This window comes from Clostridium sp. KLE 1755, from assembly GCF_000466465.2.
Taxonomy (GTDB): Bacteria; Bacillota; Clostridia; order Lachnospirales; family Lachnospiraceae; genus Eisenbergiella; species Eisenbergiella porci.
In genome coordinates, this window is sequence record NZ_KE992741.1 from 24,613 (window position 1) to 46,637 (window position 22,025).

Genomic DNA, 22,025 nt, shown 5'->3' on the forward strand with positions numbered 1-22,025 from the left:
AATAACTATTATACGCCACATAATTCATTGCGTCAATGCTTTCCTGCATCATAAGCCGCCCCATAAGATTGTTGGGAAACATTGCCTGTTCTGGTGACGGTATTGCCTTCGCGTCCGTTTTATCTGTAAGCTGAATTAGATTCTGTCATTAAAAATTTACTGGCAGGCAAGAAATGTGACACACTGCTGTCGCATTAGGTATGATACAATAAATTATTAACGGGAGGTGGTAAAATGGCAATTGAGCTGACAAGTGCAATGGTAAAAGAATATGGAATAAAAGCGGGAGCAGATGTGGTTGGTATTGCCGCATCCAAGGATTTTGACATGGCGCCGGAAGGCTTTAAACCCACAGATGTACTGCCGGAATGTCTTTCAGTTATTGTCTTGGGTGCTTCGTTTTCACCGGAAGTGCTTAACTACGCGGCAGAATATACCGCATGCCGTAATAAAATGCTTACCGGGATGACGAATATGGCCAAAGTGGTTGCAAAGCGGCTGAAATCCGATGGCTATAAAACAAAAGTCATAAGTGCATCGGGCGGCAAATGGGTGGAATGCGGCGGCCGGAAAGAGCAGTTTGGATATATTTCACTGAAACATGCCGCAGAAATAGCAGGGCTTGGAGTCATTGGAAAGAATTATTTACTCACCAATCCCCGGTATGGCAACCTTCTGTGGCTCAGTGCAGTTCTTACCGATGCAGAGCTGAGGCCGGATGAAAAAGCAGGATTTACCATTTGTGATAATTGTAGCATATGTGTCGAAGCCTGCCCTGTGAGAGCATTGGATGACCTTGCCTCATTCGGTAAAAAAGAGTGCTCCAGCCATTTCAAAATAGTAAATAAAAAACTGGAAATACAATGCTATTTATGCCGGAGGATATGTCCCCATGCTTTTGGGATAAAGGCCGGCACTTGAGGGGGACCGCTGCCTTCAGTCATCAACGGAATATATCGGTTTTTTATAAAATATATGTTTCCCTTGCCGAAGCTCCCCTGGCTTGCTAAAATAAAAACAGGGACAGTAAACAGGTAAGGAAAGCTGTTTTCAGAGAAATACGAAATTGAGTTATTCAGGAACCACAGTGCAGGCGGAGGGGTAAAGAAAAAAGGAGGAGGTTAAGCATGTTTGATATTGATGAAATTATGCGTCGGGCCGAAGCCGCCAGGGATGCGGCGTCGCAGCAGCTTAATGAGTCTATGGAAAAGAGCCGGAAGATAGCGGAGCAGACAATGGCGGACACCGAAAAAGAGGATGCCGAAAGGGCGGCCGCCAAAAAAGCGGCTATGGAGGGAGTTGCCGAAAAACAGAAGGCGGAGGAACAGTCCGCTGGTCAGGAAGCTGCCAACCAACAGCGCCAGGTGGAGATATTGGGCCAGATGTTCAGCCAGGAGGCCATGGAACAGATGGCGGCCAACCAGGAGCAGATTCAGGCAGAGATAGCCCGCCAGGTTGCCGACTGTGCAGCCATGGGCGTTGAGGACATGATGAACCAGCTTTTCGGTGAGGATATGGGAATCATCTCTGCGGCTATGGAGACTCTGGCCATGGAAGAAGATGAGGATGATGAAGAGGAGGAACCGGAGCTTACCCTGGCATTGGAGCAGGAGCTTTACCGGGTTCTGGAGGAAAAGCTGGCCTGGCTGGACACACTGCCGGAGCCGGAACCGGTTCCCTATGCAAAGAATGATCCCAGGTGGAGCCGTTTCGGCATCCTGCTTTCCGGTATCATTTCCACAGTGAATGATCATGATCTGGACGGAATGGACGTAGAGGAGCACATCCCCGTTCTGGAACAGAGGATTGTATCCCTGGTGCGCCGTTCCTGGGGCATCAATGGGCGGGGAGAGCTGCTGGACACGGTACGTTACCTCACCCGGGAAGGATATGCCCTGCGCTACCAGATCTATTGTGAGGCAGATACGCCGGAGGAGCTTTTTGAAGAGGATACGGACGAAGAAGAACAGGAGTCGATCTGCCGGGGCTGGCGGTTTGTGCAGCATTTTAAGAGCCGGTACCGCCCTGAATTCCTGCTGGGCTGGGACATAGGACGGGCGGCTATGCTGGCCCGCTGGGGCTGCTATCTGGGCTGGATCACCGAAGGCGAGGCTGTGGGTATTCTGTGGGAGCTTTCACAAAAGGCTGTCCAGGAGCTGCACAGCTGGCGGGAGTTTGCCCGGTCATACATATTTGGCGGCCTGATGTGGAAGCTTATTTGCGGCGATGGCGCGGCGGAGAGCTATCTTGGCTATCTGGCAGATGCCACAACAGATCTTCTTACCGGAAGCGCTGAGGAGGACGAAGGACAATGGAGGGAATGCCCATGGCCGGAAGCCCGCAGAATTGGGTTCCGTGTGTAATTCCCTCTTTGGGGGTCAGGAGAAGCTATGGAATATGTATTCATTAATGAAGAAAACCGCAAAGAAGTGACAGACTTTATCGTTGAACACTGGCTGTCAGCAGAAATGGTCATCCGTGGTGCTATTGTTGACATGACAAAGGTTGATGGAATTGCAGTATTAGAGGATAAAAAAATTATCGCGCTGCTGACTTTTGCGGTTAACGCAGATGTATGCGAAATTATTTCTTTGGATAGTCTGACAGAAGGCAAAGGCATTGCTTCCTCACTGATTGAAAAAATTATTGCGGCTGCGCGTCAAAAGCATTGTAAAAAGGTTATTGTAATTACGACGAATGACAATATTAATGCCATTCGCTTTTATCAAAAGCGCGGCTTCGACATGGTAAAACTATACCATAACGCGTTAGATGCTTCGAGGCGGTTGAAGCCGCAAATTCCGCTGATTGGAGAGAATGGCATACCTTTACGGCATGAGATTGAATTTGAATATATATTAACGGAATAAGCAAGCGCATTATGTAAATGCCTCCTATCGGATAGACTAAAAAGGTAAGCTAAAAGATTCTGAAAGGCAGGAGGGATTTAGCTACTTTCCTAAAATGTGAACATTGTCATTATCTATTAAAATCGCTTGGCTATCGCGGATAATTTTCAAGTCTAAGGTTGAAGAATAAGTGCTAATTATTCTTTTTACGGTTTTGTTAAAGCTCCAGTTTTCGGAGTGAGGAACAACATAGAAATCAATTAATCCAAGTCCGGAATATTCTTTCAAATCAGGAGCTTTTTCTTTAGAATCCATTGCAGATGAATATTCAATATCAGGAGCCACAACAATAGCACCCGCTGACTCGCCAATATATAATTTGCCTTTGTTTACTTCCTCGATTAACAGCTTATCGGCGCCCGTCCTTTTCATCTCCTGCAATAAATAGAACGTGTTGCCCCCTGGAACATAGATAACATCGTTCTTTTCCAGTTTGCTTTTAATTGTTTCATAGGATGCAGAGGAAATATCCAATTCGTCAAGGATCAGCCCCTGTTTTTCCAGTCCCAATTTACTAAGTTTAAAGAGGAATCTCAGATTCTCCACCTTGTATGCCGTTGGAATATAGGTTATTGTTTTATTTTTTAGATTTGGCTCAATTGATTTGAGCAAAGGTAATACAATTTGAAACATAGAGACCAGTAGCATTTTTTTCATTTGGTTTCTCTCCTTATGGTTTACGCCTTAGAACAGGTGGAAACGGCTGACTATATTTTCTTATTATTGTGTAGCGCGCCCATGTAGTTTAAAAGAAAGATAATGATCACAGGAATTACGTTGATTCCCAATGGCAGCCAAGACGCGAATAAAGAACGTGTCATATAGTTGTATACAACTGGCATGATGGCAAGCACCGTGTAACAGCACAATGGCAAAACCAAATGTTTCAGGCGAGAGGTTGTGGATAGATACCATTTACAGACCAAAAACACAGAAATCACCGCAACAAACATGATAACAAATGCGCCTATGTCGGTTATTCCCGCCGTCATCTCGAGATGTAGAATAAGGGAGAGGATTACACCTGAGAGCGAGAACATGACACCTGCCAAAACAGTAGAAATCAGTGGGATTTTGTTTTCTCTCAGCCCTGGGAATATAAAATTTCCGGGGTTTGCAACAAAAAGTGAGAAAAGCAAAGTTTGGAGCAGTATTTCGGGGGCGGCCTTTATGTGAAACTCCAAAGGCAGTTGTGTATAAATAATTCCTTCAATGGAGCATGGGGTAGGCCCTGGGGTGTTAATGATGCCAATTCCGACAATGATGGCCCACAGTTTCAGCCAGCCATACTTTTTTCCAATTATGCTGTCTTTCAGCAACAGCAAGATTAAACCAAAAAGCAATCCCCGCACAACTTGCATTACAGGGCCTATTAGAGAGGATGCACTGCCGACCGCTCGCATAAAAGTATTGATATTCTCCTGCTGATACAATGCTGTATAGTCAAACAGTGCCGAAAACACGACCCCACACAGAAGATAAGTCAAAACATGGATAACCATCACCCGTATAACAAATTTTATATTTTCTTTCATTCTATTTCTTTCGATCCTTCCATAACAGGGTTTTGCCCTGATTTTGCAAAATAAATATCCAGTGCCAGTCCAATATAGGCATTGATAGTTGCTTGTTTTTTCTCCCATTTATTTCCGCTTTTATCGGCTTCTGTAAATTTCATAAGCTTTGAAAACATACTCATATCTCCGCCTGTAAATTCCAAAACCATTTCCCAAAAAGATTCTGCGAGCGATTGTGCAGCGTCACTGTCGGGCGGTATATTTTCTTTTTGCAAAGAAAATATTTTATTCCCAAGGCTTTCAAATCGGCGCATAAATTCCATACTTGCTTCCATCGTAAAATGCTCTTTGATATGGTCGAGCATTGGTTCGTCAAAGCGTTTTATAAGCCAATAAAATTCGTTTTTCATTTGAATGTTTGTAATAATGTCAGCATATTTTTTAAAATCTACCGACTGCATTTGTATAACTTCCGCTTTCAATAGTTCAATTTCTTCGTAGGCTTGTGAAAGGCTTTGTATTTCTTTTTTAATATGAGCGGCTTGTTCTGTCAGAACTTTTGCAACCTCTGTTGGGGTGTCCAGCGGTATAAGCCTGTTTTTTATGGCCTCCAATGAAAAGCCAAGATGCTTTAGAGCCAAGATCTGATGAAGTCTAATTAAGTCTTTATCCGTATATAATCTACGTCCTCCCTCGCTTTCTGCGGAGGGAGAAAAAAAACCTTCTTTGTCATAGTGTTGTAGCGTGCGAACAGTGACGCCCATTTTCTTTGCTAGCTCACCTACGGTCATATATCCTTTGGGTATTGCTCTGTGCTTTTCCATAATAGCTACCTCCCAGTTTCTATTATATTTCATCACGCTACGTCACAAGCAAGACTTTTTCTTTATTTTATCATACAAACTAATTTTATAACAAATTACCGTTCTGGCTCTATACCGGAGTTTTGCCTGTTCCGCAAACCCGTGTACTTCGGGCCAACTTGGCCCGAGGTTAAGCGTTCTTTTTAAGATGAACCCACATATAGCTTTTGTTGCTGACACATGAAAACGCCGCCTTGGTTTCTACATAGGCGGCGTTGTTCATTGGTTGGCAGTCCGTTATTTCATTTTTCTCCTGTAGCCTTTTTCCAATCTTTTTTATACCAGGACAGGAACCGGAGTACGCCTGGCAGATGAAAATTTAAGATACACAGACGGCATCTTAGGAAATAATTAATAAATTTTATATCAATAAATAATAAATGAAGCATTCGGACTCAATATAATAAGTATAGAAAAGCAACTGCAAAAAAAGAACGGTTTTATAAAAAATAAAAAGGAGAGCGGTGATGAAGGAAAAAATACTTGTCGTTGACGATGAGAAAGAAATTGCGGATCTGATAGAAGTGTATCTTCAAAACGAAAATATGGAGGTATATAAATTCTATACGGGGAAGGACGCCCTTGCCTGTATTGAGAGAGTGGATTTTGATTTGGCCATATTGGATATCATGCTACCAGATGTCAGCGGGCTTTCCATATGCCAGTTCATACGAAATAAGGAATACACATATCCGGTAATCATGCTTACGGCAAAGGATGGGGAGACGGATAAGATCACCGGGCTTACGCTTGGCGCGGATGATTATATTACAAAGCCCTTTCTCCCTCTTGAACTGACCGCGAGAATAAAAGCCCAGCTTCGCCGGTATAAGAAATATAATGTAAATTCCATTATCCCGCCGGCAGAGAGGATTCTTAAGCAAGACGGGCTGGTTATGAACCTCAAGACATATGAATGCTGGATTGATGAAGAAAGCCTGACGCTGACTCCCACGGAATTTCTGATACTGAAAATACTTTTGGAAAACAGGGGCAGCGTAGTCCGTTCAGAGGAATTATTCCATGAAGTCTGGCAGGAAGAATATTACAGCAAAAGCAATAATACGATTACCGTACACATCCGCCACCTTCGTGAAAAAATGAAGGATACCGGAGAAAGGCCCAGATATATAAAAACGGTATGGGGGGTCGGATATAAGATTGAAAAAATTTAGAAAAACAAATTCGGATTATACAAAACTTAACCGTATTATTTTTTTCAGGGGACTGGGAATTATGCTGGGGGCGGTGTCAGCTGTCCTTTTGCTGCGGGCGATGACCAGAGGGCATCTGGCGGATACTATTGTCCTATGGATTGCGCATATTTTTTTCCTGAATGAGGAGCAGGCCGATATGATATATTTTAAGGCAGTTACGGCGAATATGCAGTTTATTCTTGGTATTGTGATCATTATATTTGTATTTTTGCTGTTCTATATGCTTCTGTATTCCTATAAAAGATACTTTGATGAAGTCTTATCCGGAATTGATAAGCTCATGGAGGATGGGGACGCCATATCGCTGTCTCCGGAGCTGGAAACGGTTGAGCACAAATTGAATTATGCAAAACAAACGCTTAAAACACAGGCGGATGAAGCCAGGAAAACCGAACGGCAGAAGAATGAGCTTGTCGTATATCTGGCCCATGATATTAAGACCCCCCTGACCTCCGTAATCGGATATTTAAGTCTTTTGGATGAAAATCCAGATATGCCTGATGATAAGAAATTAAAATATATCCATACTGCATGGGAAAAAGCGAACCGCCTTCGGATACTGGTGAATGAATTTTTTGAAATTACCCGCAATCATTCTGAACCCATATTGCTTCAAAAGGTTAAAATTGATCTTTATTATATGCTTGTCCAGATTTCGGAAGAATTGTATCCTCAGCTGAGCGCCTGCAAAAAGCGCATAGAAAACAATGTGGGCGAGGATATATCCGTGTATGGGGATTCTGAGAAGCTGGCCAGGGTTTTCAATAATATTCTGAAAAATGCCATAGCTTACAGCGAGGATGAAAGCGTCATATCTGTCTTTGCAGAGGAATTTCCCGAAAAAACGGTGCTCCGGTTTGAAAACAGGGGGGAGATTCCGGGCGATAAGCTCAGCCTGATTTTTGACAAATTCTATCGCCTGAGCAGTGCAAGGCAGAGTGAAACCGGAGGCTCCGGGCTTGGGCTTGCCATCGCCAGGGATATTGTCACCTTACACGGCGGCCGGATAAAAGCGGAAAGCAGTAATGGATTAACCTCTTTTGTGATTGAGCTTCCATCGATACGGGAGGAACTCACCATGGCTCCTTAGCGTTTTCTTAAGAATTCATTTACCGTTTCTTAGAAATCGTTTATATGAATTTAAAACACTGCCTGTTCCTGAATGGTATGCTGAATATGCCTGAGGGGACAGGCAATTTTTTTTAAAAAAGGAGGCAGAAATTGAAAATAAAAATGACAAGGCAGGGCATCACAGTCCTGGGGCTGGCGGCAATGCTTTTGGGCTTGACAGCCTGCGGAAAACAGGCCGGTATCGAAAAGTCCGATGCATCCTATGTTGCAAGCTTTTACGATATCCCGGATACCGTGACAGGTATCTCAAGGCTCCTGATTAAAGACAATGAAGCGTATATGTGCTGCTCGGAGGCAAACGGCGTCTCCTATCTGGCATCAATGACGGTTGAGGACGGGGGATTTCAAAAGCTGCCGTTAACTATGGAAGCCTCAGTATCCCTTTTGAATTTTGCCTTTGATCCAAAGGGCAATATATGGGCGGTTACCATGGAGGAGGCTGGAAGCTATCATCTGAAAAAATTCGATAAAAACGGTGGGGAGGCCCAAACCGTTGAGCTGACGGAGCTGCTGGATGCTTCAGCCCCTTCTTCCATTGAAAGGGAGCTGTTTATGAGCATTGATGCGCAGGGGAATATCTGCGTGGCGGAAAAAAGCGGAAATACCCTGGCATATATGTTTGATAATGCGGGGCAGTTTTTGTTTTCCCTTAGCTATGAGGGAAATCTCATGACCACAATAACAACTGCCGAAGGACAGATTGGAGTGTGTGCCTCTGCAGCGGATCGGATGAGTTATGATTTGCTTCATGTGGATATGAAAAGCAGGGACTGGAGTGAGGACAGGATTCATCTGGGGGCAACGGCAGGCCTGTATGGGGGGAGCACAAGTAATTTCTACCGGTTTGATTCCTCCAGCTTGTATGGCTATCCTGCCGGAGCGCGGGAAGGAAGGCAGCTCTTTAGCTGGACGGATGTGGGGCTGGGCGCGTCGGATGTGCATTTGGGCGAGCTTCCGGATGGACGGTTCCTTGTTTTGACAGCTTCCCCGGATCAGAGGGCAGAGCTTTCGTATGATTTGGCCGTGCTTTCCCAGGGGGTGGATGAGCGAATTGCCCTGAGCATGGTGAGCCTGACGGCAGGGCCGGGGGTGGTTCAGGCTGTTTCTGATTTTAATAAGACAAACAGCCGGTACCGGATTGAACTGACAGAATATTTTCCATATGAGCAGAACGTGTCGGATGAGGAATGGGAGAGTGCTGTTTTGAATCTTAACACCCGTATTATTTCAGGCGATATGCCGGATATTCTGGATATGAGCAATCTGCCGGTCCAGGTTTATCACAAAAAAGGGCTGCTGGAGGACCTTTATCCATACATGGAGAACGATCCGGACATTCACAGGGAAGACTATTTTGAAAATGTGTTTACCGCCATAAGCTTCGACGGAAAACTTCCTTATATTACAGATGGGGTGGGCGTATCCACAATGCTGGCGGATGGGGAAAGCATGAATGGCAAAACCGGGTGGACGCTTCAGGATCTGGAGGAGCTGCTAAATACCTATGGGGCGGATTCCGTAAGCAACCTGTCGGGCGCCTTTTTTCTCAAAATCATGCTCCAGACAGACAACAGCTTTGTTGACTGGACTTCTGGCAAGTGTTCCTTTGATTCGCCTGAATTCATAAAATTGCTGGAGTTTGCCGGAAAGATTCAGGAGGGCAGCCAAAAGGGCATTGGAGAAGAGCCGGACAGCACCTGCATGGCAGCCTATGAAGCTGTTCTCAGTATTTTCCATATCGCCAAATACAGGGACTATTTTCATGGGAATCTGAAGCTGCTTGGCCTTCCGGGCAGTAACGGCGAGTACCATGCGCTCATACCCGAGGTAAAAATAGGAATCGCTTCGGCCGGCAGCCAAAAGGACGGCGCATGGGAATTCGTCAGGACGCTGCTGAGTGAGGAGCATCAGAAGTCCTGCAGTATGCTTCCTGTCCATAAGGGAGCCTTTGATGCCGTCATGCAGGCTGCCATGGAAGGGAAATCCGTCTGGGCATGGATTTATGAAAACGGCAGCGCTGCGGCAGAGGACGCGGAGGCAACTAGGCAGCTTCTAAGCAGCGCGGCCTATGTGGTAAATGATAACCAGGCACTGGAAAATATCATACTGGAGGAAGCCGTAGCGTATTTTTCGGGAGCAAAGAATGTAAAGGAAGCGGCTGAAACAATCCAGAGCCGCGCCACCCTTTATATAAATGAACAAATGTAAAAAGGAGAGGATTTTAAACAATGAAAAAGAAGGATGGAAAAGTAAAAATGGTTGGACTGTACGCAGTTATCTGTACCGGGATGCTTTTATTTACCGGCTGTGCCGGGACAAATATGTCAGATATGGGGACAGAAAACGGAGCTGCGGAAAAAGAAGCAGCCAATTACCAGGATAGTGATTCTGCCGCTCATTCCGGTACGTCGGCCGGCGTGGAGAAAATCTCAGAAGGAAATTCAGAAGAAGCTTCGGCGGAGATTTCAGAAGAAGCTTCAGCGGAGATTTCAGAAGAAGCTTTGGCGGAAACTTCAGAAAAAACTTCAGAAGAAGCTTCAGAAAAAACGGAAAACGGTGCAGGAAAAAAAGATTCAGAAATGGAAACCTTTGCAGATGCGAACGAAATGTTCAATTCAGCGGATTTAAACGGTGCGGCCAGCGAATGTTCAGAAACGGGCCTGGCCATCAATACCTCCCCCTTTGCAGATGGAACCGCAGCCTCCAGGGAGCCGCATTTCATAAAGGTTGCTTATACGGACGAAACAGTGTTTCAAAAAGGAATCGTGAGCTCGGATGGGGGCAGTTATTCTCTGGAAGACTGCGGAAAAAGCGAAGTCAAGGATAAGGATATCGTATTATGCTTTGGAAAGCAGCAAGCAGACGGCACTTATCTGGCGGACAGAATTATTACGGTTGAATTCAAATAAGAATGCAGGAGACTGAACAGCGATGCGATTACATAGGGAAGAAAAAATAAACAGGATTATTCAGCGGCAAAAGGAAATGTTTGCTTCCGGAGAGAAAAACGGACCTGTCATTAAAAAAAGTATGCAGCGCATGGCCGTACAGTCTCTTATCGTTTTTTTTACACTGATGTTTGTATGCACGGTTATATCCCGTGTTTCCTTTTCCATCACAACAGCAAGCGTTTCGGTATCGACCCTTGCAAGCGGGACGCTTACGGAAAGGGCTTTCGTGGAAGGAAGGATCCAGGCGGCAGCCGACAGAAGCATTAGATTGCCGGAAGGGCTTTGGGTAACGGCGGTCAATGCTCAGGAAGGCAGTCAGGTAAACAAGGGCGATCCGCTGCTTGCCTTTGAAGTGCCTTCCATGGAAGAGCAGGTGAAGAAGCTGGAAGAGGAAATCCATATCCTCACTCTCAGAATTGATCTTTCCGAAAGCGGGGGCGGTAATGAGGTGGCTGCGGCGCAACGCGCCCTTGAGGATGCCCAAAGGGAATATGAACGCCTGGCTTCAAAATATGTCCGGTCAGACACAAGATTGAAGGAGGACTATACAAAAAGTGAAGAGAAGCTGGCGGCTGCTGAGACGGAGGATGACAGGGCGGCCGCTGCGGTAAAGCAGGAGCTTATCAGGGAAGCGGAGGCAGTCGTTAAGGAGGCGGAGGAAAATCTGTATAGCGTCAGGGAAGCGGCGGAGGATGCCATCCATGCCGCAGAAAAGGAGCTGGATGAAGCCTCGGAAAATTTGGACGCTTCAAAGAATGCCTATCAGAAGCTGCTGGAGGCATACAATCAGGCGGAAAGTACGCTTAATGCCGCAAAGCAGGCGGTCAGCGATATTGAAAAAGCAATTGAGGAGCAGGAGCCCGGCGGCGACACGGATTATACGGAGGAGCTGAAGGCTGCAAAGGAAGAGCTTTCCAAAGCACAGGAGGAATTTACGCAGGCAGAAAAAAACCTGTCAGATGCGGAATATAAAACCTCGTCCTATGACAGCGCCGCTGAAAACCTGAATGCCATAAAGGAACGCTGGAAAACAAAAACAGAGAGAGCCCAGGCTTCTCTCAATGATGCAAATGCGGCGTTGACGGCGGCAAAAGAGCGTACGGATTTTTCCGATGAAGCCGCAGTCAGGCAGGCCCGGGCAGCGATTGATGCCGCAAAGGGAACCCTGAACGATGTCTGGCGTGAATTTGAGGACAATCAGTACCTGGCAGAAGAAGCCCTTTATAAAGCGCAAAGGGCGGTCGAGGCGGCTCTGCTGGCGTTGGAAAATGCGCAGCAGCAGGCGATGATGTCACAGAAAGAAAGGGAAATCATAAGACTGACCTGCGAGTCCGAATTGGCGGAGAAAGAAAAACTACGGGATAAATTGCAGGAAATTTTAAATAATGGAGGATACCTGTCAGCGCCGGTGTCCGGAACGGTACTGCGTACTGTGGAAAAGGGATTCAGGACAAAAGCAGGGGAAGAGGGGGTTACCCTTGCCTGCAATGATAAAGGATTTTTGTTCGAAGGTTTTTTGGAGGAAGAATCTGCACGGTATTTCCTGGTGGGGGACAAGGGGGAGCTTATGTTCAGGCTTGACGGCAGCACTCAAAGGTCAGCGGCAGAGATCAGCTCCATAAGCATGCCTGATGAGGAGGGGAAGGTTTTCCTGACTGCTGTTTTGCCGGAGGGAGACTATCCGGCCGGTATGACCGCACAGCTTTCATTGAGTAAGAAAAGTGAGATTTATCAGAACTGCCTTCCCATTACGGCGCTCAGAAGCGATTCCAGAGGAGATCACGTTTTGGTGATACGCAAACAGAATTCCGTGCTGGGAACGGAGTGGGTCACTGCAAGAGTTGATATAACCGTGAAAGACAGGGACAGCCAGATGATGTGCGTTGAGGGCGCCCTTACCTACGCGGATCAGGTGATCACAGGTTCAAATAAGGCAATAGCGGAAGGAGACAGGGTTCGTATTGGAAACTGAAAGACATTTTCATTGGCCGGCGCTGGTGATATCGGGTTTGACGGCAGTTTTTTTCTGGTGCATAGCCTGTACTTTTTACAGCAAGGCCGTAAACCTCTGTCCGGGTGTGGAGGTTAAATGGGAAAACGGCGGCGTCAGCCCGGCCGCTCTTGTGAAACAGCAGACCTTTGCGCGGCAGGATGGGGCGGCAGAACAGCCGGAGGTCACCCTATGGCAGGCGGCTTCAGGATATGAGGTTATGAGCGGGGACAGGAAAAGCATGGCAGCAGATATGGTGGTGGTATTTGGCGACTGCAGGGCTGTTACAGCAGCGGCCATGCTTTCCGGCGGCTTCCCGGCAGGAAACGACCTGGCAGGATGCGCGATCAGCTCGGGGCTGGCGTTTTTCCTGTGGGGAAGCACGGACGTTTGCGGGATGCCGGTAATAATGGAAGGAGACAGGCTCTATGTGCGCGGCGTATTTGAGGGGGAGGAGCCGCGGATATTCCGTCAGGCGCAGGCCGGGTCAGAAGAGCCTCTGTCCTATATGCAGCTGATATTTTCCGGGACGGGAACCAGGGAGAAGGCAGAGCGCTATCTTTTGGCCGCGGATTTCTCCGGGGGGATGATTCTTGAACTGCCGCTGATAGAATGGGCGCTTGGTATTATTGTCAGGTTTCCTGCCATTATTCTGGCAGCAGGTATTCTCAGCCGTGTCATAAGGCGCGGGAAATGGCTTTGGCATTATCCTGCGTTGCTGGCCTTCTGGCTACCGTCGGCCCTGTTGGTTCTGGCTGGTTTGTTTTTTTGTATGGACCTGCCGGGAATCCCCGCCGGATTTATTCCCACGAGGTGGTCCGACTTTGCGTTTTGGGAGAATTTAGTTATGGGACATGGGAAAAATGTGGTTACATGGATATCGGAAGGCTCCACCTTCCGGGATATGGAGCTTATGACTGCTGTAATTATGACAGTATTATTTTCCATAGCCGCCTCTGTGCCTGGGACAATAGCCGCAATGCGGGTATCCATAAGGTCTTATAGTGGCATGTCGCTGGGCTGTGCGGCATATACGCTGGCGCTCAGCCTGCTGTCCCTTTTCATGGCCCGGACTTGCCAAATGATATTCTGCAGGGAAATGTACCTGATACCCTGCCTGTGGCTGTCCGTGGATTTCATGCTTTACAGGCAGAAGGAGAAGCTTACCGCTGTTCCCGGGGAAGGGAGGTTTTCAGATGAGAAAAGAAGTTTCTTTTAGGGAACGTATCGTGCCATGGCTGTTTTTGGCGCCGAGCCTGATTTTTGTAAGTATTATGGTATTCATTCCCCTTCTGGATGTGCTGCGGCGTTCCTTTTTTCAGGCCGCCGGCGGCAGGTTCGTGGGATTTGAAAATTATCTGGCAGTATTGGACAATAGCGCATTTAAGCTGGCTGCGGGAAACACACTGAAATTTGTCCTTGTCTGTATACCGCTGCTGCTGGTTATTTCCCTGGCGGTTTCGCTGCTGCTGGCTGCCTTCAGGGAATCACATGGAATTTTTAAAACCTCATTTCTTGTGCCTATGGCAATACCGGTGGCTTCGATTGTCCTTTTGTGGCGTGTGATTTTTCATAAAAACGGCCTGCTCAATGCCTTTCTTGCGCTCTGGGATGCCGCGCCGGTGGACTGGATGGGGAGCAGGGCCGCTTTTGGGGTGCTGGTATTTGCCTATGTATGGAAGAATTTTGGATATGATATGGTGCTGTGGCTTTCCGGGCTTGGCGCCATAAATCCGGCCTTATATGAGGCGGCGCAGATAGATGGAGCCGGAAGCATCAGGCGGTTTACGCAAATTACTTTGCCAAACCTTATGCCGGTTTTTTTCACCACTACGGTGCTTTCGCTGCTGAACTCTTTCAAGGTATTCCGGGAGGCTTATCTGATTGCCGGAAGCTATCCGGAGGAAAGCATCTATATGCTGCAGCATCTGTTCAACAACTGGTACGGCAATCTGGATGTGGATAAAATGTGCGCGGGAGCCGTAATGATGGCGCTTTTTGTATTTATACTGATCATGCTGCTGCAGAAAGTTTTGGGCCGGGAGGAAAAGGGATGATGGGAAAAGGGCTTTCAGCCCTCCAGAATTCTATGCGCGTTTTGCGCGCGGATAGGAGCAAGGCTGAAAGGAAAAAAAGCCTTTCAGCCTCCTTGAATTATATGCGTGCCTTGCACGCAGATAGGAGCGTAAATGAAAAAGTGGCTGACAGGGTTGATACTTGTTTTTATCGCCTTTTTTATATGGATACCCCTTTGGATGCTGTTATCCGGCACTATTATGGGGAGTGCGGAATTGTCTGAAAATCTTGCCCCGGTTCTGGAAGGAGGGGAAGGAACTGCCGTATGGCCTGTAATTGCGCAGTATCCTACTTTGCAGGCTTATGTGGAGCTGCTTTTGGATACGCCTCAGTTTTTTACAGTATTCTGGAATTCCTGCAGGCAGGTTTTCCCTGTCGTAATCGGGCAGATTTTTTTAGGGGCACCTGCGGCATGGGCGTTTGCAAGATTTAATTTCCGGGGTAAAAAGCTGCTCTATACCTTATATATTGTCCTTATGCTGATGCCTTTCCAGGTGACCATGGTTTCAAGCTATCTTGTACTGAATAAACTGCGGCTGATTGATACCGTATGGGCCGTCATCCTGCCCGGGGCGGCGTCAACCTTTCCCGTATTCATTATGACACGTTTCTTTATGGCGATACCGGAAACGGTTATGGAGGCAGCGGCGGTGGACGGAGCCTCACCCTTCCAGATTTTTGCCCGGCTTGGAATTCCCCTGGGGGCATCGGGGATTCTTTCCGCAGTAGTATTGGGATTCCTGGAATATTGGAATGCCATGGAAGCGCCGCAGGCATTTCTGAAGAACCAGGAACTCTGGCCACTGTCATTGTATATGGCAAATATTACTGCCGATAATGCAGGGATATCGCTGATTGCCTCACTGATCACGCTGATGCCGCCTCTTTTGATATTCCTGTCCGGGCAGAAATATCTGGAACAGGGCATTATTTCCTCCGGGATGAAGGATTGAAGTAACGGGAAAAGTCTGTAAAGAATAAAGACTGAACAAAGAGGGACAGCTACGGGGCAGAAATGGAGGAAGGCTTTATGGAAAAAGAGAGTTTAACTGGAAGCCTGCAGATTCGAAAGGTAAACAAATGGTATCCGGGCAATGTCCATGCTGTCATAGACATGGATATGGAAATAAAAGAGGGTGAATTTATTGTTTTTGTCGGTCCCTCCGGATGCGGAAAAACAACGCTGCTGCGCATGATAGCAGGACTTGAGAATATCAGTGGCGGAGAAATCATTTTGGATGGGAGGAGCATGAACAAGGTACCGCCGAAGAACCGCGATGTTGCCATGGTTTTTCAGAACTATGCCCTGTATCCCAATATGAAAGTGAAGGACAATATTGCATTTCCCCCTAAAATGCGGCATTCCGGAAAAAAGGAAATTAAAAGCAGGGTGGCTGAGGTGGCGCAGAAGCTGGAGTTAGATACTTTACTTGAAAGGAAACCGGGCGCTCTTTCCGGCGGACAACGCCAGAGAGTGGCGCTGGCGCGATCCATGGTGAGAAAGCCGAAGCTTTTTCTTATGGATGAGCCGTTGGCAAATCTGGATGCCAGGCTCCGTACGGAAATGCGCAGGGAAATCATAACCCTGCAAAGGGAGCTGGGCGTTACCACCATCTATGTTACCCATGATCAGACAGAGGCAATGACCATGGGAACACGCATTGCCGTGATAAATGAAGGAGTCCTGCAGCAGCTTGGGACACCTCAGGAGGTATATGGACATCCTGCGAATGTGTTCGTTGCGGGATTTATAGGCTCTCCCCATATGAACCTGTGGGATACAGGGCTTGTCACAGAGCAGGGCTGCTGTTACCTTACCCTGGGAGAGCGCAGGATTCCTGTGAATGAAGATAAGCTGCCGAAGGAACCTGTGCAAGGGGAAATAACGGCAGGCATTCGTCCGGAGCATATCAAACCTGCCAGCCCAGGAGAACCTGGCGCAATACGGATGGAAATCAATATTGTGGAAAATACCGGGCGGGAGACAGCGGTTTTTCTCTCGGCTCCCGGAATGCCGGATCTTACAATGATAACAGGCGCTGATTATTCCGGGATGCCGGGGCAGGCGGTATATATCAGCCTTCTGTCTGAGAAAATCCATCTGTTCCATAAAGAAACGGGACGGGCATTTTGCCATTGCCAGGGATAGCTGGTTCGGCTGTTACCATAACGATTGCCCTTACTCTCGATAAACAAAATGTTGAACATTATCATTGAGATTTTCTAAAAGCTGGATTGCGTTTGCAGGATATATCTCAATATCGCTTATTTTATCAATCGGAACCCAGTGGAATTCAAGCTCAAAGTTTCGGCCATCAAGCTGTTCCTGCGCCAGGAAGGCGCCTTCTTTTGGCGTATGCCCGTCTTCAATTACCACTGTATAATATAAACAAATCTGATGACAAGGTTTTTCTCCCCATGGAAAGAAAATTTCACCAACCCATTTTAATTCACCGACTGAAATGTCGGCACCGATTTCCTCTTTGAACTCCCGGATTAACGTTTCCTCGTTTGTTTCCCCAAACGCAGCATGTCCTCCTGGAAAAGCGAATCCATTATCGTTTGTGGGCTTTTGGAGAAGAATCCTGTTATTTTGTATGCAGATACCGGCTGCCCGATACGAAAAAACATAATCATCCGTCTTAAACAATATATCAGACATACTGTTTCCTCCTCGTATAATATCTTTCAGATACAATAAATGTACCTTGATAACTGAATAAAATTTGTTCAATCGGCTTAGTAAAGCCCATGGTATAATTGTTCCTTAGTGTCAATCAGGTAATAGTTCTGTTTCCTCCTGTTGAACCAGAAATGGTTGCTTCATAGTGAGTCTGTTCCCCTGACACGGAAGTTAGCTTCAAACCTGCTGGCTGTTTGTCTGAGTCTATGGACTGCCATCTGGCAGTGTGGTTCGCATCAGTCCATCTCAGACCGGATTCTGATATGCGAGGGTGTCGATGCTCCGTGATCATGGGTTTTACCAAACCGATTGAACACTCAAATCCAACATAGAAAGAAGGTGATTACATGAACCCACTTTACGTCGGTATCGATGTGAGCAGCAAATCCAATGTCATTTACCTGATGCTCCCTGACGGCAGCAAGCACAGTAACTTTTCTGTTGCTAACTCCCAAGACGGTTCTGCTCAGATGGTGAAAAGGATTCTTTCCGCACTGACCTCCCACTCCCTTGACACGGTAACCATCGGTCTCGAAGCCACTTCCGTTTATGGCGACAACCTCGTGTATTTCTTAAGGGAAGATGCCTCTCTGGCTCCTTACAGCCGGAAGATCCATGTCCTCAATCCTAAGCAGGTCAAAAAGTTCAAAGAAGCTTATAACGACCTGCCTAAAAATGATTTTGTGGACTCCTTCATCATTGCGGACTGCCTGCGTTTCGGCAGAATCAACAAAGAGGTCTACCTTGGAGACTACCGCTACAAAGCGCTCCAAAACCTCACAAGGGCACGTTTCTACGCTGTCCAAAACCTTGTTCGTGAAAAACAGCGTTTCCTGAATGTCCTGTTCAAGAAGTATTCCTCGATGACGCAGGAAAAGGTATTTTCCGATACCTTCAGCACCACAGCCCTTGCCGTCTACCAAGAGTTTGAATCCGCAGAAGCATTGGCCTACATGGACTTACATGAGCTTACGGACTTTATCATGGAAAAGGGAAGAAACCGCTTCCCTGATCCGGATGCCGTAGCCAAAGCCATCCAGAAAGCAGCCAGAAGCTCATACCGCCTGCCCAAGACGGTAAACGACTCCGTAAACCAGGTGCTTTCCATATCTATAACCTCAATAAAGGCATTGGAAACTCAGATCAAGGAGTTTGACAAGGCAATCACCGCCCAGGCAGAACTCCTGCCAAACGTATTGATATCCATCCTCGGCATCGGCCCGGTGATCTCTGCCGGAATCATGGCGGAGATTGGTGATATCAATCGTTTCCCGAGCCAGTCACAACTCGGGAAGTATGCCGGTCTTGCGTGGAAACAGCATCAGTCTGGCGACTTTGAAGCTGAAAACACAAGGCAGATACAGTCCGGCAACCGATTTCTAAAGTATTACCTGTGTGAAGGTGCTTTGTCTCTTGTGAGATGCGACACAGAGTACAGCAACTTCTATCACACCAAATATAAAGAGGTGAACAGGTACCAACACAAACGCGCACTCGCATTAACTGCCCGTAAATTCGTGCGGTTAGTCTTTCGGATGCTGAAAGACAACCGTCTATACCGGGCGGCAGAATAGCTTTCTATTCCTGCCGACGAATACCCTGCTACAAAAAAAGCAAATCCTTGCAGGGCTTGTTAAGGTTACCCTTTTTACAGCAAATGATATGAAAATGCTTCAAAAAAACTTTTAATTTATACTTGACATATCACCGCTGGACTCTTAAAAGATGTAATCTATAATGTTGGGTTTTCAACTTAGTATAACATGTTCGCCAGTAACACACTACTTTATTTCCGCGAGCAACGAGCCAAGTAGCCATGCTTGCATGGATATTTAGCGACTGCCGCGAGGGTCAAAGACATCGTTGCTCTGCAGTACTGCAAGTTTGATACCCCGTGCTTGCAGCGGGGTCTTTGATTTGAGATATACTCATGGATAGCAGTATATAAAAAGTATTACGAATATAGGCGAATTCCAACAAGTGATTTTTCGGAAGTCCGGCAACACAAAAAATGAATAACACACCAGTTAAAATAGGCATTAGACAAAACCGAACCCCCAAATTTATAATTATAAGCAGTAACGGCAGACCATTTGTTATTGAGAGGAGATTTCATTATGAGTAATATTTTGGTTGCATACATTTCGGCAAGTGGGGAAACGTCACGCTTAGCCAGGACACTGGCAGATGCTGTGGGCGGGGAACTGTACGAAATTAAGTCGGCGCAGAAGTACAGTTCCGCAGATTTGGACTTGAACGATAAACGAAGCAGAAGTACTATCGAAATGAAAGACAAAAAGGCAAGACCGGCGATTGATGGCTCTGCGGCTAATATTCAGAGTGCGGATGTTGTCATGGTTGGATTCCCTAAAATGGAGTATGGTTTTGGATGTATATTTTGTATATAGCGTTGGAAAAATGAGGGTAAAGAAGAACGGTATACACAAGTAAAAAGAAAAATTGCACATAGTGTGGTGAAAAATAGGCTTTTAGAATATTCAATTCTGGAGGCCCTTTTATTTATCGAAAATAGTAAAAAGAGAACCATAAATACCAATGGTGTTAGTACCTAACTATAAATGACAGTAAGAAAAGTATATTTTTTGTGAAAAAATATTGCATAAAAAATTAAAAGTGTTATAATATAAAGAAAGAAGAATAAGGGCATTCCTAAACTGGAGGAAACAGACATGATTATAGAATTGAGAGCGAAAAATTGTTTCTCGTTTTACGATGAGATAGCATTTTCAATGAAAGCGGACATGAGAAGCAGTAAATTCACTTCTAATGTATACAGGAAAAATAATTTCAATATTTTAAAAACGGCTGGAATATATGGTCCCAATAATGTAGGTAAGACTTGCCTTGTGAAATGTATTAAAGCAGTCAAGAAAGCTCTTGTAAATCAAAATTCCGCAATTATGCCAAATCTTTTTCATAACAATTCCATTTGTGAGCTTGGAATTACTTTCTTATGGGACGGAAGAGAGTTTTCGTATGATTTTCGGTATGATGTGGAAAAAAAGGAATATCCATTTGAAAAATTTTCAGAAATTTTGAAAGACAAATATGGGAATGAAAAAGAAGTCGTATGGCTTCTGAAAGATTCAATTCATTCAAAATACGCATATGAGGATGAGGAATTATTAAAAATGATTCCGTTTGTATCACAAAGTAATCTGTTAATTCATATGATTGATATCAGTAAATTTAAACGCTTGGCAGAAATGAAGCAGATTGTAGTTGGCTTTGCCTCAAAAATTGACATTGTTAATATGAATAATATTCCAATGGAACGAACTATTAATCTAATGAAAAATGAAAATGATTTGCAGAAAAAGGTGGTTGAATTCATAAAAAATGCTGATTTGTATATGGATGACTTTGAATATATGGATATAGATAAACTCCCGTTAAAAATTGATGTTGAAAAGCCAGAGGGAAAACCAGAAGAAAAAGCACTGGATATTCCAGACCGGCTAATGGATCAGATTCGTTTGGTATCAGTATATAAGGGGGTAGCGGTTCCAAGTATACTTTTTGACTCAACGGGAACAAAAAAAATAGCTGCTCTTGCAAGCTATATTATAGAAGGTTTGGAACAGGGGAGGATACTTGTAGTTGATGAATTAGATAGTAGCATTCATTTTAAATTGACCAGGGCAATTGTTGCGATGTTTAATAACGAGTTGAATACAAATGCACAGATGATATTTACAATCCATGATATTAATTTGATGGACTGTAAAAAAATGTTCCGAAAAGAACAGATTTGGTTTATCCATAAAGATAAAGAAGGAATATATGTATATTCGCTGGCACAGTTTACAGCGGGGCAGGGAGTAAGAGATACAACCGATGTTATGGAAAAATATAGAAAAGGTGTGTTAGGAGCAGTTCCGGACCCAGAATTGATACGTTCTTTGCTGAGCATAAAAGGAAGTCAGAAAGGGGATTTTGCCAATGACAAATAGAATCCCCCAGATTTTTTCTGGCAGCAGGATATGTATTATCTGTGAAGGTGATGAAGAGTATGAATATTTGGACAAATTGATTTCGTTGCAAGTCTGGAGTAAGATGTACGAATTTGTATTGGAGAACGCAGAGGGAAATGGAAATATTCCGGCCCGTTATCAAGATAAATATCAGAATGGCTCTTATGATTTGGTTCTTGTATTTTGTGATACAGATAAAAAACCGTATGAGCAGTATGGTGACATAAAAAGAAAAATTAACGAAGTTCATGGAACAAAACATGCAGCAGATCAGGTTGTGATATTCGGAAATCCTTGTACCATGCAGATTATCATTGAACATTGGGATGAAGTAATGTTGGAATCCCATAAAAAGAAAAAGAATGCACCAATTATTTTTAACCTTACAGGTGTTGAAAGCTACAAGGGAAGAGCTGATCAACGGAAGGCATTGTTTTCTGGAATTACAAAGGATAATTATCAGGAAATGCAGAAACGTATAAAGAAACTTCCAACGGATGACTCAATCAAGGGAAGCAGTAATTTTGGGAATTTCATGGAACATTTTTCATCGGATAATGATCAGTGGATTCAAGAAATTAATAATGCTATTGAGGATTAAAATCGGGATGGAGATATCCACATCTCCACCCGATATATAAAAAATAGCAGCCAATAAAAAGAATGCTATTATAAATGGGCAGGACGTTATAC

General features: G+C 45.4%; 20 protein-coding genes. 16 read left to right on the forward strand and 4 right to left on the reverse strand.

The genetic code is table 11. From position 1 onward, the window contains the following. The first annotated feature begins 234 nt into the window (after positions 1-234). From HMPREF1548_RS20535 to HMPREF1548_RS20545, 3 genes are all read left to right on the forward strand, one after another. A complete protein-coding gene (locus HMPREF1548_RS20535) occupies positions 235-921 on the forward strand; it encodes an epoxyqueuosine reductase (RefSeq protein ID WP_021638456.1) in 687 nt (228 codons plus the stop codon). Between the two features lie 206 nt (positions 922-1,127). Next, positions 1,128-2,363 carry a DUF1266 domain-containing protein gene (locus tag HMPREF1548_RS20540; RefSeq protein WP_021638457.1) on the forward strand — a complete coding sequence of 412 codons (1,236 nt, stop codon included), beginning with the start codon at positions 1,128-1,130 and terminating at the stop codon, positions 2,361-2,363. Positions 2,364-2,390: 27 nt separating this feature from the next. Further along, positions 2,391-2,870: a GNAT family N-acetyltransferase gene (locus HMPREF1548_RS20545; protein ID WP_021638458.1), complete on the forward strand. Its 480-nt coding sequence runs from the start codon at positions 2,391-2,393 to the stop codon at positions 2,868-2,870. An 81-nt stretch (positions 2,871-2,951) separates the two neighbouring features. Here the strand turns inward: HMPREF1548_RS20545 and HMPREF1548_RS20550 are convergent, their stop codons facing one another. Genes HMPREF1548_RS20550 through HMPREF1548_RS20560 form a run of 3 tightly spaced genes read right to left on the reverse strand, consistent with a single transcriptional unit; the run spans position 2,952 to position 5,250 of the window. Further along, the gene (locus HMPREF1548_RS20550; protein ID WP_021638459.1) at positions 2,952-3,566 is read right to left on the reverse strand and encodes a Type 1 glutamine amidotransferase-like domain-containing protein; all 615 of its coding nucleotides are present in this window, start codon (positions 3,564-3,566) and stop codon (positions 2,952-2,954) included. A 50-nt stretch (positions 3,567-3,616) separates the two neighbouring features. Further along, on the reverse strand, positions 3,617-4,444 hold the full coding sequence (locus HMPREF1548_RS20555) for a hypothetical protein (protein WP_021638460.1): 828 nt from the start codon (positions 4,442-4,444) through the stop codon (positions 3,617-3,619). Then, positions 4,441-5,250, reverse strand: coding sequence for a MerR family transcriptional regulator (locus tag HMPREF1548_RS20560; protein WP_035323191.1), 810 nt, complete (start codon positions 5,248-5,250; stop codon positions 4,441-4,443). The genes HMPREF1548_RS20555 and HMPREF1548_RS20560 overlap by 4 nt, the downstream gene beginning before the upstream one ends. Before the next feature lie 506 nt (positions 5,251-5,756). On the opposite strand from HMPREF1548_RS20560, the gene vanR reads away from it, so the two are divergent. The 9 genes from vanR (at position 5,757) to HMPREF1548_RS20605 (ending at position 16,803) form a co-directional block, all read left to right on the forward strand. After that, entirely contained in the window at positions 5,757-6,464 is a 708-nt protein-coding gene (gene vanR / locus HMPREF1548_RS20565) for a VanR-ABDEGLN family response regulator transcription factor (protein ID WP_021638463.1), read from the forward strand. Continuing rightward, positions 6,451-7,596, forward strand: a complete 1,146-nt coding sequence (locus HMPREF1548_RS20570; protein ID WP_021638464.1) for a sensor histidine kinase — start codon at positions 6,451-6,453, stop codon at positions 7,594-7,596. The genes vanR and HMPREF1548_RS20570 overlap by 14 nt, the downstream gene beginning before the upstream one ends. Positions 7,597-7,727: 131 nt before the next feature. Then, positions 7,728-9,845, forward strand: a complete 2,118-nt coding sequence (locus tag HMPREF1548_RS20575; protein ID WP_353612058.1) for an extracellular solute-binding protein — start codon at positions 7,728-7,730, stop codon at positions 9,843-9,845. A 20-nt stretch (positions 9,846-9,865) separates the two neighbouring features. Next, positions 9,866-10,546: a hypothetical protein gene (locus HMPREF1548_RS20580; RefSeq protein ID WP_021638467.1), complete on the forward strand. Its 681-nt coding sequence runs from the start codon at positions 9,866-9,868 to the stop codon at positions 10,544-10,546. A gap of 22 nt (positions 10,547-10,568) precedes the next feature. Continuing rightward, positions 10,569-12,560: a biotin/lipoyl-binding protein gene (locus HMPREF1548_RS20585; RefSeq protein WP_021638468.1), complete on the forward strand. Its 1,992-nt coding sequence runs from the start codon at positions 10,569-10,571 to the stop codon at positions 12,558-12,560. Then, positions 12,550-13,797 (forward strand): hypothetical protein, encoded by a 1,248-nt coding sequence (locus HMPREF1548_RS20590; protein WP_021638469.1) that lies wholly within the window; start codon positions 12,550-12,552, stop codon positions 13,795-13,797. Before HMPREF1548_RS20585 ends, HMPREF1548_RS20590 begins: the two co-directional genes overlap by 11 nt. Further along, the gene (locus HMPREF1548_RS20595; protein WP_021638470.1) at positions 13,775-14,635 is read left to right on the forward strand and encodes a carbohydrate ABC transporter permease; all 861 of its coding nucleotides are present in this window, start codon (positions 13,775-13,777) and stop codon (positions 14,633-14,635) included. The genes HMPREF1548_RS20590 and HMPREF1548_RS20595 overlap by 23 nt, the downstream gene beginning before the upstream one ends. A 132-nt stretch (positions 14,636-14,767) precedes the next feature. Further along, entirely contained in the window at positions 14,768-15,607 is an 840-nt protein-coding gene (locus HMPREF1548_RS20600; protein WP_021638471.1) for a carbohydrate ABC transporter permease, read from the forward strand. Between the two features lie 77 nt (positions 15,608-15,684). Then, positions 15,685-16,803: an ABC transporter ATP-binding protein gene (locus HMPREF1548_RS20605; protein WP_035323193.1), complete on the forward strand. Its 1,119-nt coding sequence runs from the start codon at positions 15,685-15,687 to the stop codon at positions 16,801-16,803. Between the two features lie 30 nt (positions 16,804-16,833). Here the strand turns inward: HMPREF1548_RS20605 and HMPREF1548_RS20610 are convergent, their stop codons facing one another. Next, on the reverse strand, positions 16,834-17,316 hold the full coding sequence (locus HMPREF1548_RS20610) for an NUDIX hydrolase (protein WP_021638473.1): 483 nt from the start codon (positions 17,314-17,316) through the stop codon (positions 16,834-16,836). A gap of 368 nt (positions 17,317-17,684) precedes the next feature. Between HMPREF1548_RS20610 and HMPREF1548_RS20615 the strand changes: the two genes are divergently transcribed. The 4 genes from HMPREF1548_RS20615 (at position 17,685) to HMPREF1548_RS20630 (ending at position 21,933) form a co-directional block, all read left to right on the forward strand. Then, on the forward strand, positions 17,685-18,911 hold the full coding sequence (locus tag HMPREF1548_RS20615; protein ID WP_021638474.1) for an IS110 family RNA-guided transposase: 1,227 nt from the start codon (positions 17,685-17,687) through the stop codon (positions 18,909-18,911). A gap of 543 nt (positions 18,912-19,454) precedes the next feature. After that, positions 19,455-19,745: a flavodoxin gene (locus tag HMPREF1548_RS20620; protein WP_021638475.1), complete on the forward strand. Its 291-nt coding sequence runs from the start codon at positions 19,455-19,457 to the stop codon at positions 19,743-19,745. A gap of 282 nt (positions 19,746-20,027) precedes the next feature. Next, positions 20,028-21,311, forward strand: coding sequence for an AAA family ATPase (locus HMPREF1548_RS20625; protein ID WP_021638477.1), 1,284 nt, complete (start codon positions 20,028-20,030; stop codon positions 21,309-21,311). After that, positions 21,301-21,933 carry a hypothetical protein gene (locus tag HMPREF1548_RS20630; protein WP_021638478.1) on the forward strand — a complete coding sequence of 211 codons (633 nt, stop codon included), beginning with the start codon at positions 21,301-21,303 and terminating at the stop codon, positions 21,931-21,933. The genes HMPREF1548_RS20625 and HMPREF1548_RS20630 overlap by 11 nt, the downstream gene beginning before the upstream one ends. Positions 21,934-22,025 lie beyond the last annotated feature (92 nt).